Source organism: Rhizobium sp. TRM96647 (assembly GCF_025780115.1).
GTDB lineage: Bacteria > Pseudomonadota > Alphaproteobacteria > Rhizobiales > Rhizobiaceae > Mycoplana.
In genome coordinates, this window is record NZ_JAOXHF010000007.1 from 244,386 (window position 1) to 259,892 (window position 15,507).

Below are 15,507 nucleotides of genomic sequence, written 5' to 3' on the forward strand. Positions count from 1 at the left end.
AGCGGCGGCCGTCAGGCCTGGGCGGCAACCTGGCAGGCGGCCGCAGCCTCCTGGCGCTTCAGGGCCGCCACCTCGCGCAGGGCATCAGCGAGCACCTCGGACGTCTGCGCGCCCACGACCGCATACTTGTTGTCGATGATGAAGCAGGGGACGCCGGTGACGCCCATCTGGCGGGCAAGGCCGATCTCCTCCTTGACGGAGCCGACATCGGCGCCGGCCGAGAACAGCGCCGCGACAACCGCGCGATCGAGGCCGGCCTTTTCGGCGATGTCGAGCAGCACGTCGCGGTCGCCGATATTGCGGCCGTCTTCGAAATAGGCCTTGAACAGGGCCAGCGATACGCGGCTCTGCACGTCCGGCCCCTCGATCATCGCCCAGCGCAGCAGGCGGTGCGCATCCAGCGTGTTCGGGCTGAGTTCGATCTTCTCGAAATGAAAGTCGACGCCCGCCTCGCGGCCGAGGCCGGTCAGCATGCCATGGGCCTTGTCGACGGCATCCGCGCCGCCGAGTTTCTCGGCCAGGTGCTTCTTGTGGTCGACGCCCTGCGCCGGCATGTCGGGATTGAGCTGGTAGGGGCGGAAGGTCACGGACACGTTCAATTCGTCCGAGACGGCCTCGATGGCCTTTTCAAGACGCTTCTTGCCGAGATAGCACCACGGACAGACAACGTCTGACACGACGTCGATCGCTACGGTTTCCATTCCCAATCAACCTCCTGCGGGCCGCCGGTCGCGGCCTTACGTCGAGATAGGCTCTGGGGCGGCGGAGTTCAATGGGTTACCTGCAGGTAACCGGCCCCGGCCGGCTCATTGCTGCGCGTCCGCATCCCACCAGACGGGAAACTGATAGCCGTAGAGCGGCACGGTCTCGGGACGGGCGATGTGGCGGTGACGGGCCACCCATTGCCGGCCGAGATGATAGAGCGGCAGGACATAGTGATTGGAGAGCAGCAGCCGATCGTGCGCGCGGACGGCGGAGCGGAAGTCGTCGGCACTGCGCGCAGCCAGGATCGCATCGACCATCCGGTCGACATCGGGATCGTTCGCGCCGGCAAAGGCCTCGCTGCCGTCGCGGTCGCGGAAGTCCGAACGCCAGCGCACGGCCTGTTCCAGTCCCGGCGAGAGCGAGGAGGCATAGGCACGGATGATGACGTCGTAGTCGAAGGTCTGGGTCCGGCTCTGGTATTGCGAATCGTCGACGGTTCGCACGGCAGCGCGGATGCCGAGCGCATGCAGGAAGCGCTGGTAGGCCAGGGCCAGCTTCTCCTGGTCGGCGTTCTGGGTCATGATCTCGAAGGCGAGCGGGCGGCCGCTTTCGTCGCTCATGACGCCGTCCTTGATCGTGTAGCCGGCCTCCTTCATCAGCAGCACGGCTTGCTTGAGCACCTTGCGGTCGCGTCCCGAGGCATCGGTCACCGGCCACCGGTAGCTGCCGTCGAGCATCGCCGGCTCGACGCGGGCCAGCGCCGGTCCCAAAAGTTCCTTCTCCCGTTCATCGACGGCGGTGCCGAGCGAGGACAGGTCGGAATTCTGCCAGAAGCTCTCGGTCCTGCGGTAGGCGCCCTCGAAGAGGTTCCGGTTCACCCATTCGAAGTCGAACACGAGCGACAGCCCGTGGCGAAGCCTGGCATCGGCGAACATCGGGCGGCGGGTGTTGAAGACGAAGCCGAGCATGCCGGAGGGGACCTTGGGGGTGAACTCGTCCCTGACGATCTCGCCCGACCGGACGGCGGGGAAATCGTAGCCGCGCGTCCACTTGGTCGGATTGCCCTCCTGGTAGACGTCGATCGTGCCCTTCTTGAAGGCCTCGAACAGCGTGTTCTCCTGCAGGAAATATTCGACGCTGATGCGGTCATAGTTGTCGAAACCGATCTTGGAGGGGATGTCCTTTCCCCAGTAGTCCGGATTGCGTTCGAATACGATCTTCTCGCCGGGCCTGACCTCCTTGACCCGGTAGGGACCGGAGCCCAGCGGAAACTGCAGGGAGGTGCGGTCGAAGCCTTCGGCATCCGTCGCATGCTTTGGCAGGATCGGGGACAGCGCCAGAAGCAGCGGCGATTCGCGGTCGGCCTTGTCGTTGAAGGTGAAGCGCACGCTGTGCTCGCCGGTCTTCTCCATCCGTTCGACCACGTCCAGCCTGCGGCTGAAGGGGGAACGGCCCTTGTCGCGCAGAAGTTCGAAGGAGAAGATCACGTCCTCGGGGGTGACCGGCTTGCCATCCGCCCAGCGCGCCTTCGGGTTGAGATTGAACTGGATGAAGCTGCGGGCATCGTCCCATTCGACCGTCTCGGCAAGAAGGCCGTACATCGAGAACGGCTCGTCGCGCGAGCGCTGCATCAGGGATTCGGTGACGAGATTGCCGAATTCGGGGTCCCACATCCCGCGCGCGGTGGTGCGCATGCTTTTCAGGATGAACGGGTTGAGGTTGTCGAAGGTGCCGACGACGCCGTAGGTGATCGCGCCACCCTTCTTCACGTCCGGATTGACGTAGGGGAAGTGGCTGTAGTCCGGCGGCAGTGCCGGCTCGCCGTGCATCGCGATCCCGTGCAGGGGTGCTGCGTCCGCCATGCGCGCAGCCGGCGCCATGGTGGCGATCAACAATGCTGTCAGTAGGAGCCGCAACATGATTCCTCGTAGCGGTGCAAACACGATTCGGTGACAACTTACATAATCGCGCGTCGGCCGAACAACCTTGGCCCTTCTTTTTCAGGAAGTCGGGGTAAAATTGCGACGAAAGACTGGATATCCGCGGGCGCACAATGTAACAGGGTGCCTGAAAAGCGGGTCATGCAAATGCCTCAATTCGCCGACAGAGAGCGCTAAGCTGACCGAAATACCTTAGGGGCGAACAGCGCTCGGCATCGGATCTCAGGAGACGGAACTCGTTATGATCACCAAATCGACCTTCACCAAGCAGGCCGCAGTTTCGGCGTTCGCAGCGTCGCTCGTCGCAGCAGCCCTGCCGTCGGCCGCCTCGGCCCAGCAGACGCAAGCGCCGCAGGGCTGGTTCAAGGTCTGCACCAAGCAGGAAGACAACGACGTCTGCATCGTGCAGAACCTGCTCACCGCCGGTGGTGGCCAGTTGCTGACGGCTGTCGGCCTGATCACGGTCGAGGGCAAGGTCAACCGCAAGATCCTGCAGGTTTCGGTTCCGAGCGCCCGTCTCGTCCCGCCCGGCATCTCCATGCAGATCGACGGCGGCAAGGCGCAGAAGCTCGACTACGCCATCTGCATGCCCGACAAGTGCGTCGCCGAAGCGCCGCTTTCGGACCAGATGCTGGCCAGCCTGAAGAAGGGCGGCGAGGTGGTCTTCACCTCCGTCAACTTCCAGCGCTCGCCGAACCCGATCAAGATGTCGCTGTCCGGCTTCACCGGCGCCTATGACGGCGAGCCGATCGAGCAGTCCAAGCTCGAGGAACGCCAGCGCCTGCTGCAGGAAGAAATGCAGAAGAAGGCCGACGAGGCCCGCAAGAAGCTCGAGGACGCCCAGAAGGCCGCCAAGAGCCAGTAACCGGCATCATCCGCACCGCATGCATGAAAAACCCGGCCGATGGCCGGGTTTTTTGTGTGCTTCATTCCTGCGTGCTCGCCATTTGCGGCGGTTCGCCGTCAGTGGACGATGCCGGCGTCGACCTTCCAGTGATAGGTGCCGCCGTCGTCCGGCGCCATGAGCGCGCGGACCTGCGGATGGCGGACCGGCATGCCGCTGTCGTCGGGCACGAGGTTCTGTTCCGAGACGTAGGCGACGTATTCGGTTTCGGCGTTTTCCGCGAACAGGTGGTAGAAGGGCTGGTCCTTCGCGGGGCGGATCTCCGCCGGTATGGCGTCCCACCATTCGTCCGTGTTTGCGAACTCCGGATCAACGTCGAAGACCACGCCGCGGAACGGGTAGATCCGATGGCGGACCACGTCTCCGATACCGTACTTGGCTGTTCTTACTTTCATGTATGGCCTTCCTTTCACTGTATATCTGGGAAGGAATGCGGAAAACTCAAGGTTTCACGCCCTGGGGCCGCGAGCCCCGCCTACACTTCTGCGCGATATGCTCCAAAGCGCGCCGCGATCCTGCGGATTCGCTACCGCGCCTTGGCTCATTGTCTTGACGCATGTCCTGATCCCGAAACCGGTGACCACTTTCGGGCGGCATGCTCTAGCAAAAAGCCCGGCCTTGGGGCCGGGCTTCTCGGGTTTCGGCTTCCGCACTGATGGGCGGAAGCGCTCGGCATCAGGCCGAGTAGTACATGTCGAACTCGACCGGGTGCGGGGTCATTTCGAAGCGCATGACTTCCGCCATCTTGAGTTCGATGTAGGCGTCGATCTGGTCGTCGTCGAAGACGCCGCCGGCGGTCAGGAACTTGCGGTCCTTGTCCAGGCTTTCCAGGGCTTCGCGCAGCGAGCCGCAGACGGTCGGGATCTTCTTGAGCTCCTTCGGCGGCAGGTCGTACAGGTCCTTGTCCATGGCCTTGCCCGGATGGATCTTGTTCTTGATGCCGTCGAGACCGGCCATCAGCATGGCGGCGAAGCCGAGGTAGGGGTTCGCCAGCGGATCGGGGAAGCGGACTTCGACGCGCTTGGACTTCGGACCGGTGCCGAACGGAATGCGGCACGAGGCCGAACGGTTGCGGGCCGAGTAGGCGAGCAGGACCGGAGCCTCATAGCCCGGGACGAGACGCTTGTAGGAATTCGTCGTCGGGTTGGTGAAGGCGTTGATCGCCTTGGCATGCTTGATGATGCCACCGATGTAGTAGAGGCACGATTCGGACAGGCCGGCATATTCGTCGCCGGCGAAGGTCGGCTTGCCGTCCTTCCAGATCGACTGGTGAACGTGCATGCCCGAGCCGTTGTCGCCGAAGATCGGCTTCGGCATGAAGGTTGCCGTCTTGCCGTAGGCGTTGGCGACCTGGTGGACGACGTACTTGTAGATCTGGATCTTGTCGGCGTTGCGCACCAGCGTGTCGAACTTGACGCCGAGCTCGTGCTGGGCGGCAGCCACTTCGTGGTGCTGCTTCTCGACGACGACGCCCATTTCGGCCAGAACCGTCAGCATCTCGGAGCGCATGTCCTGGCAGCTGTCGACCGGCGGAACCGGGAAGTAGCCGCCCTTGACGCGCGGGCGGTGACCGAGGTTGCCGGTGTCGTAGTCGGTGTCGTCGTTGGACGGCAGTTCGGAGCTATCGAGCTTGAAGCCGGTGTTGTACGGGTCGGCCTTGTACTTGACGTCGTCGAAGACGAAGAATTCCGGTTCCGGGCCGACGAAGACGGTGTCGCCGATGCCCGACGACTTCAGGTAGGCTTCGGCCTTCTTGGCGATGCCGCGCGGGTCGCGGTTGTAGGCTTCGCCGGAGATCGGGTCCAGGATGTCGCAGAAGACGACCATGGTGGACTGGGCGAAGAAGGGGTCCATGTGGACGGTCGCCGGGTCCGGCATCAGCACCATGTCCGACTCGTTGATGGCCTTCCAGCCGGCGATCGAGGAACCGTCGAACATGACGCCGTCGGCGAACATGTCTTCGTCGACGCAGGAGATGTCCATCGTCACGTGCTGCAGCTTGCCCTTAACGTCGGTGAAGCGCAGGTCCACGAACTTGACGTCGTTCTCCTTGATTTGCTTCAGAATGTCTTTGGCAGTCGTCATGTTTTGAAAGTCCCTATGTAGTGGAGGGGTGGAATGCCCGTGCCGGACGGCCAGGCGGGATTAGATCGCGTCGACGCCGGTCTCGCCGGTGCGGATGCGGATGACTTCTTCGATATTGGAAACGAAGATCTTGCCGTCGCCGATGCGGCCGGTCTGGGCGGCGTTGCGGATCGCCTCGATGACGGCCTCCGCGTTCTCGTCCGCGAGCACGACCTCGACCTTGACCTTCGGCAGGAAGTCGACGACGTATTCGGCGCCGCGATACAGTTCCGTATGGCCCTTCTGGCGCCCGAAGCCCTTCGCTTCCGTGACAGTGATGCCCTGCAGACCGACTTCCTGAAGCGCTTCCTTCACTTCGTCGAGTTTGAACGGCTTTATGATCGCTTCGATCTTTTTCATGAGAAAATGTCTCTCCGCTTCTCCCATTTGCGCAGGAATTCGCTTCCTGCTGCCTTCATCAATGCACTTTGCATGCCAACTGTTGCATTTCTCGTGCCAGTTTCGCCGGTTCGGGACGATTTCCCCCCTCTTTCGGCGATGTGTCCGCGAAAGGTCCGGCGGCTGCCGGGCTGCGCGGTCACGATCTGCCTAAAAATTATGTCGCGGGCGCCAATCGGGGTGCGCGATTCCGGCAATCTGTCGCGGATTTTCAGAAGAGCACGGAATTTAAGCACTAAAGACGTGCAGATGCATAAATAACATGCATTTCGGCCGGGAAAAATTGCTGTTGGCAGGATCCGGCGTTGGAGGCATTGTGAGGCATGCACAGCGAACTGGAGACAATCGTCGTCACCCCTGAGGAAATGGCCGGCATCGACCGCGCCGCCATCGCCTCGGGCATCGACGGCTACGGACTGATGGAGAAGGCGGGGCAGGCGGTTGCCGCCGCAGCACTTCGGCTCTTTCCCGGTGGCCGGCGCTTCGTCGTGCTCGCCGGTCCGGGCAACAATGGCGGCGACGGCTACGTGGCCGGGCGCGCGCTGTCCGATGCCGGTTGCCCGGTCGAGCTCTACGGGATCGGCGCGCCGGCCACGGACAGTGACGCCGACCGTGCCCGGCAACGATATGCCGGCCCGACTTTGGCACTTGCCGACTACGCGCCATCCTCTGGCGACATCGTGATCGACGCCTTGTTCGGGGCGGGGCTGTCGCGCGATCTGGACGCAGCAGTCTGCACACTGATCGGCCGGGTCAACAGCCTTGCCGTACCCGTCGTCGCGGTCGACCTGCCGAGTGGCGTCGACGGTCGCACGGGCCAGGTCCGCGGCGCGGCGTTCCAGGCCCGGCACACGGTGACCTTCATGTGTCGCAAGCCGGGGCACCTGCTGATGCCGGGGCGGACGCTCTGCGGCGATGTCGAGGTGTACGACATCGGCATACCGGGGCGGATCGTCTCGGCCGCTTCGCATCACCTGCGGGTGAACGGGCCGGCGATCTGGCGCATGAGCCTGCCGCTGGCGGATCCGTCTGCACACAAATATGGCCACGGCCATCTCGCGGTCTTCTCGGGAGGGCGGCTTTCGACCGGCGCCGCCCGGCTGTCGGCCGCAGCGGGGTTGCACGCCGGGGCGGGGCTGGTGACGCTGCTGTCGCCCGGCTCGGCGGCAGACGTGAACGCGGCGCAGCTTTCGGCCGTCATGCTGCGGCAGGTCGACGACGTCGCCGGCCTCGGGGCGCTGACTGCCGATCCGCGCCTTTCGGCCTTCGTGCTCGGCCCGGCCTTTGGCGATCTCGAAAAGGCGCGCGCCTATGTGGCCGCGCTGCGCGGCCGTCCGCTGGTGCTGGATGCCGACGGCATAACCGCCTTTCGCGACCGACCGGAAGAACTTTTCGAGATCCATGCCGATGGCGAAGGTCCCCTCGTGCTGACCCCGCATGACGGCGAGTTCGCAAGGCTCTTTCCCGACCTTGCCGCCGATGCCGGCCTGTCCAAGGTGGAGCGCGCCCGCAAGGCCGCCGCGCGCAGCAGCGCGGCGGTCGTGCTGAAGGGAGCCGACACCGTGGTCGCCGCGCCGGACGGGCGGGCGCTGATCAACACCAACGCGCCGCCATGGCTCGCCACCGCCGGGTCGGGCGACGTGCTGGCCGGCATCATCGGGGCTCATCTGGCGCGAGGCATGCCGGCCTTCGAGGCGGCGGCGGCCGGCGTCTGGCGTCATGGCGAGGCGGGCCGCCGTGCCGGCCCCGGCGCAACCGCCGAGGATCTCGTCACCGCGCTGAAGGGCTCCGATCAAACCAGATGACGTTGACGTCGGCCGTGAACCGGTCGTACCCCGGACATCGCCCGGCGGCATGCCTCTCGCCGGATGCATATCGGTCCAGGTTGGTATAAAGCTCCGTGGATTGAAGTGCAGAGAGAAGACGTATCCATGGGCCTGATCGATATAGCCCTGCTGGTGCTGGTGGCGGCGCTGTGGGGGTTCAACTTCGTCGTCATCAAGATCGGCATCGCCAATTTCCCGCCGATCCTGTTCTCGGCGCTGCGGTTTCTGTTCGCCGCCCTGCCGCTCGTCTTCTTCCTGCCGCGCCCGGCCGTGCCGTGGCGGCTGATCCTCGGCATGGGGCTGGTGCTGGGCGTGGTGAAGTTCAGCCTGCTGTTCATTGCGATGGATGTCGGGCTGTCGGCGGGGCTGGCCTCGCTACTCCTGCAGGCGCAGGCCTTCTTCACCGTGATCCTCGCCGCGATCGTGTTCGGCGACCGGCCGCGGCCGGTGCAGGTCACAGGCATCCTCGCAGCCCTCGCCGGGATGACGGTGATCGCCTCGACGGTCGATGGCGGCTTCACCTATGCCGGGCTGGCGCTGGCGCTCGGCGCCGCGCTCGCCTGGGCGGTATCCAACATGATGATGAAGAAGGTCGGCAGCGTCGACATGCTGGCGCTGATGGTATGGGTCAGCCTGGTGCCGCCGATCCCGCTGATGCTCATTTCACTTGCCACAGAGGGGCTGAACCGCGACCTCGCGGCGCTTGCGGCGCTCTCGTGGGAAGGGCTCGGCGCCGTCGCCTACATCGCCTACGTCGCGACGATCTTCGGCTTCGGGGTCTGGGGCTACATGATCCGCAAGCACGGGCTGTCCTCGGTGGCGCCTTTCTCGCTGCTGGTGCCGGTGTTCGGGATGAGCTCGTCGGCGCTGGTCTTCGGCGAGAGTTTCGGGCCGGTCCGCCTCGGCGGCGCGGCGCTCGTCGTCTGCGGCCTGGTGTTTACCGCACTGGGACCGCGCCTGCTCGACAGGATGCGCCGCCCGGCATCAGCCGCGTAGGACAGGGCCGTTCTCTATCCGGACGCTGGATCCGGCCGCGTGGGCGCGCAAGAAGGCGTCGCACCGCAGGGCCGGCGGCGCCAGAGGCTTCCGCCGGCCGGATCTGTGTCCAGCCCGGCCGAACCCGCCATCAGGCCATAGGCTGCGTGCGCTTCTGCAGTTCGCGCGCGCCGTTCGGTGCGTTGACCTTGCCGGAGGTGATGAAGAAGGCGAACACGTCGCGCGGCTGGCGCGCCGGCACGTTGCCGGGATCGGCGAGGGGAAGATCGCCCGGCTGTCCGCCGGCGGCCCATTCACCCAGGCGCCCGGCCCATGCGTCGAGTGCGGTAGCGGGGTAGCACGTGGCGACCTCGTCGGAGCCGCGCTGCAGCCGCGCATAGACGAAGTCCGCGGTGACGTCGGCGAATTCCGGATAGTCGTCGTGATGGGCATAGACGACCGCCGCCTTGTGCTTTCGGGCAAGCGCGACGAATTCCGGCACCATGAAGCTCGGGTTGCGAACCTCGAGCGCATGGCGGAGGGGCAGGCCGTCCTGCTTCTCCGGCAGCAATTCGAGAAAGGCCTCGAAATCGTCCGGTTCGAACTTCTTCGTGGGGGCGAACTGCCAGAGGATCGGGCCGAGATGCGGACCGAGCTCGGTCAGGCCCTGCGTCAGGAAGCGTTCGATCGATTCTCCGGCTTCCGCCAGCACCTTGCGGTTCGTTGTAAAGCGGCTGGCCTTCAGGGAAAAGACGAAATTGTCCGGCACCTCCGAGGCCCACTTCGCGAAGGTCTCGGGTTTCTGCGAACCGTAATAGGTGCCGTTGACCTCGATTGCCGTGAGTTCGCGGCTGGCGAACTCCAGTTGCCGCTTCTTGGCGAGCTTCTCCGGATAGAACGTCCCCTCCCAGGGCTCGAAGGTCCAGCCACCTATGCCAGTGCGGATGGTGCCGGTCTTGGACATGGCGTTTCTCCCGAGGATCGTTGGTGGAACGGATTTGACCGGCTGTTCAGGCCGGCACGAGGAAGGATAGGTCACGGGCATGCACGGCGATGGCCATGCGGCGCACGAAGGAGGGATCGTATTGCCCGATCAGGATCATTGCTCCTACTCCGCCGCCGCCTTCTTCATCGGGCGCCGTTCCAGGAGCTCGTTCAGGAACCGGCCGGTATAGGAGCGCTCGACCTTGACGACATCTTCCGGCGTGCCCGTGGCGATGACCTCGCCGCCGCCGTCGCCGCCTTCGGGGCCGAAGTCGATGACCCAGTCGGCGGTCTTGATGACCTCGAGATTGTGCTCGATCACGACAACCGAATTGCCCTGGTTGACCAGTTCGTGCAGCACCTCCAGCAGCTTGGCGACGTCGTGGAAGTGCAGGCCCGTCGTCGGTTCGTCGAGGATATAGAGCGTGCGCCCGGTGGAGCGCTTCGACAGTTCCTTGGCGAGCTTGACACGCTGCGCCTCGCCACCCGACAGCGTATTGGCCTGCTGGCCGACCTTGATGTAGCCGAGGCCGACTTCGTTCAGCGTCTTCAGCTTGTCGCGCACGGCGGGGACGGCTGCGAAGAACTCCACGCCTTCCTCGACCGTCATGTCGAGCACGTCGGCGATCGACTTGCCCTTGAAGGTGACGTCGAGCGTTTCGCGGTTGTAGCGCTTGCCGTGGCAGACGTCGCAGGTGACGTAGACGTCGGGAAGGAAGTGCATCTCGATCTTGATGACGCCGTCGCCCTGGCAGGCCTCGCAGCGACCGCCCTTGACGTTGAAGGAGAAGCGGCCCGGCTGGTAGCCGCGCGCCTTCGCCTCCGGCAGGCCCGCGAACCAGTCGCGGATCGGCGTGAAGGCGCCGGTGTAGGTGGCCGGGTTGGAGCGCGGCGTGCGGCCGATCGGCGACTGGTCGATGTCGATCACCTTGTCGATGAACTCGAAGCCGTCGATGCGATCGTGCTCGGCCGGGATCTCTCGCGCGCCCATGATGCGGCGCGCGGCGGACTTGTAGAGCGTCTCGATCAGGAAGGTGGACTTGCCGCCGCCGGAGACGCCGGTCACCGCGGTGAAGACCCCGAGCGGGATCGAGGCGGTGACGTCCTTCAGGTTGTTGGCGCGGGCGCCGACGACCGTGATCTCCTTCTTTTTCTTCGGCTTGCGGCGTTCGGCCGGGACGGCGACGGCGAGCTCGCCGGAAAGATATTTCCCCGTTAGCGATTTCGGGTTCGCCATGATCTCGTCGGGCGAACCCTGCGCGATCACCTCGCCGCCATGGATGCCGGCGGCCGGGCCGATGTCGACGACGTAGTCGGCCGTCAGGATGGCGTCCTCGTCGTGCTCGACGACGATCACGGTGTTGCCGATGTCGCGCAGGTGACGCAGCGTATCCAGCAGGCGGGCATTGTCGCGCTGGTGCAGGCCGATCGAGGGCTCGTCCAGCACATAGAGCACGCCGGTCAGGCCCGAGCCGATCTGCGAGGCGAGCCGGATGCGCTGGCTCTCGCCGCCGGACAGCGTGCCGGAATTGCGCGATAGGCTGAGATATTCGAGGCCGACGTCGTTGAGGAAGCGCAGGCGCTCGCGGATCTCCTTGAAGATCCGCACCGCGATCTCGTTCTGCTTGGCGTTCATGTGGGCGGGCAGGGCGTCGAACCAGTCGCGCGCGACGCGGATCGACATGTTCGTCACCTCGCCGATGTGCAGGCCATGGATCTTCACCGCCAGCGCCTCCGGCTTCAGGCGGAAGCCGTTGCAGGCCGGGCAGGGGGCGGCGGACATGAAGCGCTCGATGTCCTCGCGCGCCCAGGCCGAATCCGTCTCCTTCCAGCGGCGTTCGAGGTTCGGCACGATGCCCTCGAAGGTCTTGGTCGTCTTGTAGGAGCGGGCGCCGTCCTGGTAGTGGAACTCGATCTTCTCGCCGGTGCCGTAGAGGATCGCCTTCTGGCCCGCTTCCGGCAGGTCCGACCAGCGGTTGGAGAGCTTGAAGCCGTAGGCCGTGCCCAGCGCCTCCAGCGTCTGGTTGTAGTAGGGTGACGACGACTTGGCCCAGGGCGCGATGGCGCCGTCGCGCAGGGTCCGCTGCGGTTCGGGCACGATCAGGTCGGGGTCGATCTTCTGCTGGCTGCCGAGGCCGTCGCAGGTCGGGCAGGCGCCGAAGGGATTGTTGAAGGAGAACAGCCGCGGCTCGATCTCCGGAATGGTGAAGCCGGAGATGGGGCAGGCGAATTTCTCCGAGAACATCACCCGCTCGTGCGTCTCGTTCAGCGACTTGTTGGCCGAGCCGCCGGCGGCCGTCTCCTCCGGCGGCAGCGGCCTGTCGGCGAATTCGGCGATCGCCAGCCCGTCGGCGAGCCTGAGGCAGGTCTCGAGGCTGTCGGCCAGCCTGGCGGCGAGATCGGGGCGCACGACGACACGGTCGACCACCACGTCGATGTCGTGCTTGTATTTCTTGTCCAGTGCCGGCACGTCGGCGATCTCGTAGAACTGGCCATCCACCTTGACGCGCTGGAAGCCCTTCTTCATCAGTTCGGCGAGTTCCTTCTTGTACTCGCCCTTCCGGCCGCGCACGATCGGCGCCAGGATATAGAGGCGCGTGCCTTCGCCGAAATCGATGACGCGATCGACCATCTGGCTGACCGTCTGGCTCTCGATCGGCAGGCCGGTCGCCGGCGAGTAGGGGACGCCGACGCGGGCGAACAGCAGGCGCATGTAGTCGTAGATCTCGGTGACGGTGCCGACCGTCGAGCGCGGGTTCTTCGAGGTGGTCTTCTGCTCGATCGAGATCGCCGGCGAGAGCCCGTCGATCTGGTCGACGTCGGGCTTCTGCATCATCTCCAGGAACTGGCGCGCATAGGCCGACAGGCTTTCCACGTAGCGTCGCTGGCCCTCGGCATAGATGGTGTCGAAGGCGAGCGACGACTTGCCGGAGCCGGACAGGCCGGTCATGACGATCAGCTTGTTGCGTGGCAGGTCGAGGTCGATGCCCTTGAGGTTGTGCTCGCGCGCGCCGCGGATGGAAATGGTCTTCAGTTCGCTCATGTGTCCAGCGCCAGTCGTCGGGTCTCGGAATGAAAGTGGCTTTTACGTCAGCGCACCCTATGTAGGGACTGGAGCGTGGCTGTCCATGTGCGTTGCGACGAAACCCTGCCTCTTTCCGATTCGGTTGACAAGATGTTAGCGACTAACTAGAACAAAAAAAGAACGAAATATATCGAAATCGGATCGCGGCAATCTGATCTGTGGATTACCCCGGCCGCGGGGCGGCGCGCGACGGCTTCGACGTTTAAGATGCGCGGATCGAAATTTCAGGCAGCCGGGCGAAGCGCCCGGCGCGGCAACAGGGACGAAAGCGGATGGCAGGCAGCGTCAACAAGGTAATCCTGATCGGGAACGTCGGCGCGGATCCGGAGATCCGCCGCACCCAGGACGGCCGTCCGATCGCAAACCTGCGCATCGCGACGTCGGAAAGCTGGCGCGACCGCAATTCCGGCGAGCGCCGGGAGAAGACCGAATGGCACACGGTCGTCGTCTTCAACGAGGGCCTGTGCAAGGTCGTCGAGCAATATGTGAAGAAGGGCGCAAAGCTCTACATCGAGGGCGCGCTGCAGACGCGCAAGTGGCAGGACCAGAACGGCAACGACCGCTATTCGACCGAGGTCGTGCTGCAGGGCTTCAACTCGACGCTGACCATGCTCGACGGACGCGGCGAGGGCGGCGGCGACCGTCGCGGCGGCTCCGACTTCGGCGGCGGCGGCAATGCGCCGAGCTACGACGATTACGGCTCCCAGCCGTCTTCCGGTTCGTCGTCGAACCGAGGTGGCTCGCAGTCGTTCTCGCGCGACATGGACGACGACATTCCGTTTTGAGATCCGTCAGCGGAAGGCAGACGGGCGAAGTGGCTTGAGGCAAGGCGGGGGCAAACCCCGCCTTTCGTCGTTTCGACGGAGGCGACCGCGATCTCGCCGGAGGCGATCGGCAGCCGAACAGCCGCCCGGCCGAAACACACCGCGGACGTGGCGGATCCCCGCGTTGACGGGAACCCGCGATTTCCGGCCGGCGGATGAAGCTCAGATCATGAGATCCGGGTTCATGTGGCCGGAGCCTGCCGCCATCTGGGCGATGATCTTCGCCAGCGCGTCGTGCGCGGCATCGGCAACGTCTGCCGACAGATGGAATTCGGCCGGGCGGTGCGTGAGCCTGGAGGCGTCAGCATCACGAAGTCCGAGGTTCGCCACCATTCCCTCGAGCAGATGGACGATGTCGTCGGTGTTTCCGACGGCAGGCTCAGTCGAGGCATGAAAATGCAACTGGTCGGCGTCAGAGGCGGGATGGTCGCCATTCCTGATCGCCGGGGCCTTTGCGTCGTCGCCGGCCGGAGCCTGATCGTCCACTGCCGACTTCGCACTCGGCGCTCCCGATTTCATGACCGGGTCGACAAGATCCTTCTTCACGTTTTTCGTGCCGATGGTCACCTTCTGCGTGGAGGTGGCGATGCTCGTGCCGGAAAAGGTGACGGTATAGGTACCAGGCTTCAGCGCGAGGTCGTAGCCACCGGCAGCGGATGTCGTGGTCTTGAAGAGCTGGCCCGCTGAATTCTTGGCCGTGACCGCAATGCTGCCCAGACCCTCGCCGACATCGTAGAAGCGATCGCCGTCGCGATCGTCGAAGGCAACCCCGGTCAGGAAGAGGTCCGAGCCGGTCTTTGCGAAATCCTGCGTCACGAAGGCGCTGCTGCGGCCGCGATAGTCGCCGACCTCGACGCCGAGGCCGACCTCGCGAAAGTTCGGATTGAGAAGGTTGGCGCGGTGACCTGCCGAGTTCATCAGGTTGGTGTGCAGAAGCTTGACTTCATCCTGATAGCCGGTCGGGGCTCGGGTCGTCGCCCAGGCGATGTTCTCGCCGGTGGCCCAGGACCCCTGCAGGACATAGCCCGCCGCCTTCATGCGTTGCGTCGAACTGGTGCCTCCGGAGCCGGTATGCGAGAAAACGTCGGCAGCGAGCATCCACTTGCTGTGCCCTTGGGCGGCCTCGCTGAGGTCGTTGTCGAAGGCCAAGGGCTGCGCACCCGTCTTTGCCCGCTCCGCATTGATCAGTTCCAACATATATTGTTCATTCGCACTGTGCTTCGGCATTCGGCATATCTCCCCGAAAGTCATTCATCGTCACTTGCATGCCCCACCCGATCGCTCCATAGGAACGAACTGTGTCCAAGGTGCGGAGCAAGATTGACCAACTTGGGGATTCACACAGGTATCGTCGGATTTGCCAGAACTCGCTATCGCAGGTGGCGGAATCATTTCAATGATACTTTGCGATTGTTGTCGCCCCTGCACGATAAACTTGCAAAGGAGGGACGGCGACAGTCTGCCGGACTCAAGGAGGCGAGTGGAGACGGAACGCAAGGACGATGCACAGGCCGGCCACGGCCAGCGGCACATGGAGGACTGCTCGATCTTCTTTGCGAGGACGGTAGACTGCGGATCCTATGCGTGCCGTACGGCGGCCGGCCCGACCTTCTGTAGGCGAGAGTGCAAGATTTTCAGGCCCAAAACGTGAGTAGCCAAGCGGTTCTGCCGGGGCGAACCGCCCTGAGGGGCATAATGGACGGGCCTTAGCCGGATCTAAATTCACTCGTCATTTTATGCG

The 15,507-nt window shown here is 64.5% G+C and carries 12 protein-coding genes; 4 read left to right on the forward strand and 8 right to left on the reverse strand.

The features are described from left to right. Positions 1-11: 11 nt before the first annotated feature. Positions 12-701 (reverse strand): DsbA family oxidoreductase, encoded by a 690-nt coding sequence (locus OCK02_RS15315; RefSeq protein ID WP_263813807.1) that lies wholly within the window; start codon positions 699-701, stop codon positions 12-14. 105 nt (positions 702-806) lie between these two features. After that, entirely contained in the window at positions 807-2,624 is a 1,818-nt protein-coding gene (locus OCK02_RS15320; RefSeq protein ID WP_263813808.1) for an extracellular solute-binding protein, read from the reverse strand. Between the two features lie 262 nt (positions 2,625-2,886). Here OCK02_RS15320 and OCK02_RS15325 point away from each other — a divergent pair, with 262 nt between their 5' ends. Continuing rightward, positions 2,887-3,510: an invasion associated locus B family protein gene (locus OCK02_RS15325; RefSeq protein WP_230805555.1), complete on the forward strand. Its 624-nt coding sequence runs from the start codon at positions 2,887-2,889 to the stop codon at positions 3,508-3,510. Between the two features lie 98 nt (positions 3,511-3,608). Here OCK02_RS15325 and hspQ read toward each other — a convergent pair whose 3' ends face one another. The 3 genes from hspQ to OCK02_RS15340 form a co-directional block, all read right to left on the reverse strand. Continuing rightward, complete coding sequence (gene hspQ / locus OCK02_RS15330) at positions 3,609-3,944, reverse strand: heat shock protein HspQ (RefSeq protein WP_263813809.1); 336 nt, start codon at positions 3,942-3,944, stop codon at positions 3,609-3,611. A 280-nt stretch (positions 3,945-4,224) separates the two neighbouring features. Beyond that, positions 4,225-5,634: a type I glutamate--ammonia ligase gene (gene glnA, locus OCK02_RS15335; protein WP_263813810.1), complete on the reverse strand. Its 1,410-nt coding sequence runs from the start codon at positions 5,632-5,634 to the stop codon at positions 4,225-4,227. A gap of 60 nt (positions 5,635-5,694) precedes the next feature. Next, the gene (locus tag OCK02_RS15340; protein ID WP_003508042.1) at positions 5,695-6,033 is read right to left on the reverse strand and encodes a P-II family nitrogen regulator; all 339 of its coding nucleotides are present in this window, start codon (positions 6,031-6,033) and stop codon (positions 5,695-5,697) included. Between the two features lie 362 nt (positions 6,034-6,395). Here OCK02_RS15340 and OCK02_RS15345 point away from each other — a divergent pair, with 362 nt between their 5' ends. After that, a complete protein-coding gene (locus OCK02_RS15345) occupies positions 6,396-7,877 on the forward strand; it encodes an NAD(P)H-hydrate dehydratase (protein ID WP_263813811.1) in 1,482 nt (493 codons plus the stop codon). Positions 7,878-8,003: 126 nt separating this feature from the next. After that, positions 8,004-8,894, forward strand: coding sequence for an EamA family transporter (locus OCK02_RS15350; protein WP_263813812.1), 891 nt, complete (start codon positions 8,004-8,006; stop codon positions 8,892-8,894). Between the two features lie 130 nt (positions 8,895-9,024). Here the strand turns inward: OCK02_RS15350 and OCK02_RS15355 are convergent, their stop codons facing one another. Together OCK02_RS15355 and uvrA are read right to left on the reverse strand one after the other, a co-directional pair. Further along, complete coding sequence (locus OCK02_RS15355; protein ID WP_263813813.1) at positions 9,025-9,837, reverse strand: DUF72 domain-containing protein; 813 nt, start codon at positions 9,835-9,837, stop codon at positions 9,025-9,027. A gap of 144 nt (positions 9,838-9,981) precedes the next feature. Further along, positions 9,982-12,900, reverse strand: a complete 2,919-nt coding sequence (gene uvrA, locus OCK02_RS15360) for an excinuclease ABC subunit UvrA (protein ID WP_263813814.1) — start codon at positions 12,898-12,900, stop codon at positions 9,982-9,984. Between the two features lie 314 nt (positions 12,901-13,214). On the opposite strand from uvrA, the gene OCK02_RS15365 reads away from it, so the two are divergent. Next, complete coding sequence (locus OCK02_RS15365) at positions 13,215-13,727, forward strand: single-stranded DNA-binding protein (protein ID WP_263813815.1); 513 nt, start codon at positions 13,215-13,217, stop codon at positions 13,725-13,727. Between the two features lie 201 nt (positions 13,728-13,928). Here OCK02_RS15365 and OCK02_RS15370 read toward each other — a convergent pair whose 3' ends face one another. Further along, positions 13,929-14,963 (reverse strand): CAP domain-containing protein, encoded by a 1,035-nt coding sequence (locus tag OCK02_RS15370; protein WP_263813816.1) that lies wholly within the window; start codon positions 14,961-14,963, stop codon positions 13,929-13,931. Positions 14,964-15,507: the final 544 nt, after the last annotated feature.

What these genes read in the sequence shown, in the direction of transcription:
- OCK02_RS15370 (WP_263813816.1), bottom strand. Translation starts at nt 14,963, where the DNA reads ATGTTGGAACTGATCAATGCGGAGCGGGCAAAGACGGGTGCGCAGCCC.
- OCK02_RS15355 (WP_263813813.1), bottom strand. Translation starts at nt 9,837, where the DNA reads ATGTCCAAGACCGGCACCATCCGCACTGGCATAGGTGGCTGGACCTTC.
- OCK02_RS15350 (WP_263813812.1), top strand. Translation starts at nt 8,004, where the DNA reads ATGGGCCTGATCGATATAGCCCTGCTGGTGCTGGTGGCGGCGCTGTGG.
- OCK02_RS15345 (WP_263813811.1), top strand. Translation starts at nt 6,396, where the DNA reads ATGCACAGCGAACTGGAGACAATCGTCGTCACCCCTGAGGAAATGGCC.
- OCK02_RS15315 (WP_263813807.1), bottom strand. Translation starts at nt 701, where the DNA reads ATGGAAACCGTAGCGATCGACGTCGTGTCAGACGTTGTCTGTCCGTGG.
- glnA (WP_263813810.1), bottom strand. Translation starts at nt 5,634, where the DNA reads ATGACGACTGCCAAAGACATTCTGAAGCAAATCAAGGAGAACGACGTC.
- OCK02_RS15320 (WP_263813808.1), bottom strand. Translation starts at nt 2,624, where the DNA reads ATGTTGCGGCTCCTACTGACAGCATTGTTGATCGCCACCATGGCGCCG.
- OCK02_RS15325 (WP_230805555.1), top strand. Translation starts at nt 2,887, where the DNA reads ATGATCACCAAATCGACCTTCACCAAGCAGGCCGCAGTTTCGGCGTTC.
- uvrA (WP_263813814.1), bottom strand. Translation starts at nt 12,900, where the DNA reads ATGAGCGAACTGAAGACCATTTCCATCCGCGGCGCGCGCGAGCACAAC.
- OCK02_RS15340 (WP_003508042.1), bottom strand. Translation starts at nt 6,033, where the DNA reads ATGAAAAAGATCGAAGCGATCATAAAGCCGTTCAAACTCGACGAAGTG.
- OCK02_RS15365 (WP_263813815.1), top strand. Translation starts at nt 13,215, where the DNA reads ATGGCAGGCAGCGTCAACAAGGTAATCCTGATCGGGAACGTCGGCGCG.
- hspQ (WP_263813809.1), bottom strand. Translation starts at nt 3,944, where the DNA reads ATGAAAGTAAGAACAGCCAAGTACGGTATCGGAGACGTGGTCCGCCAT.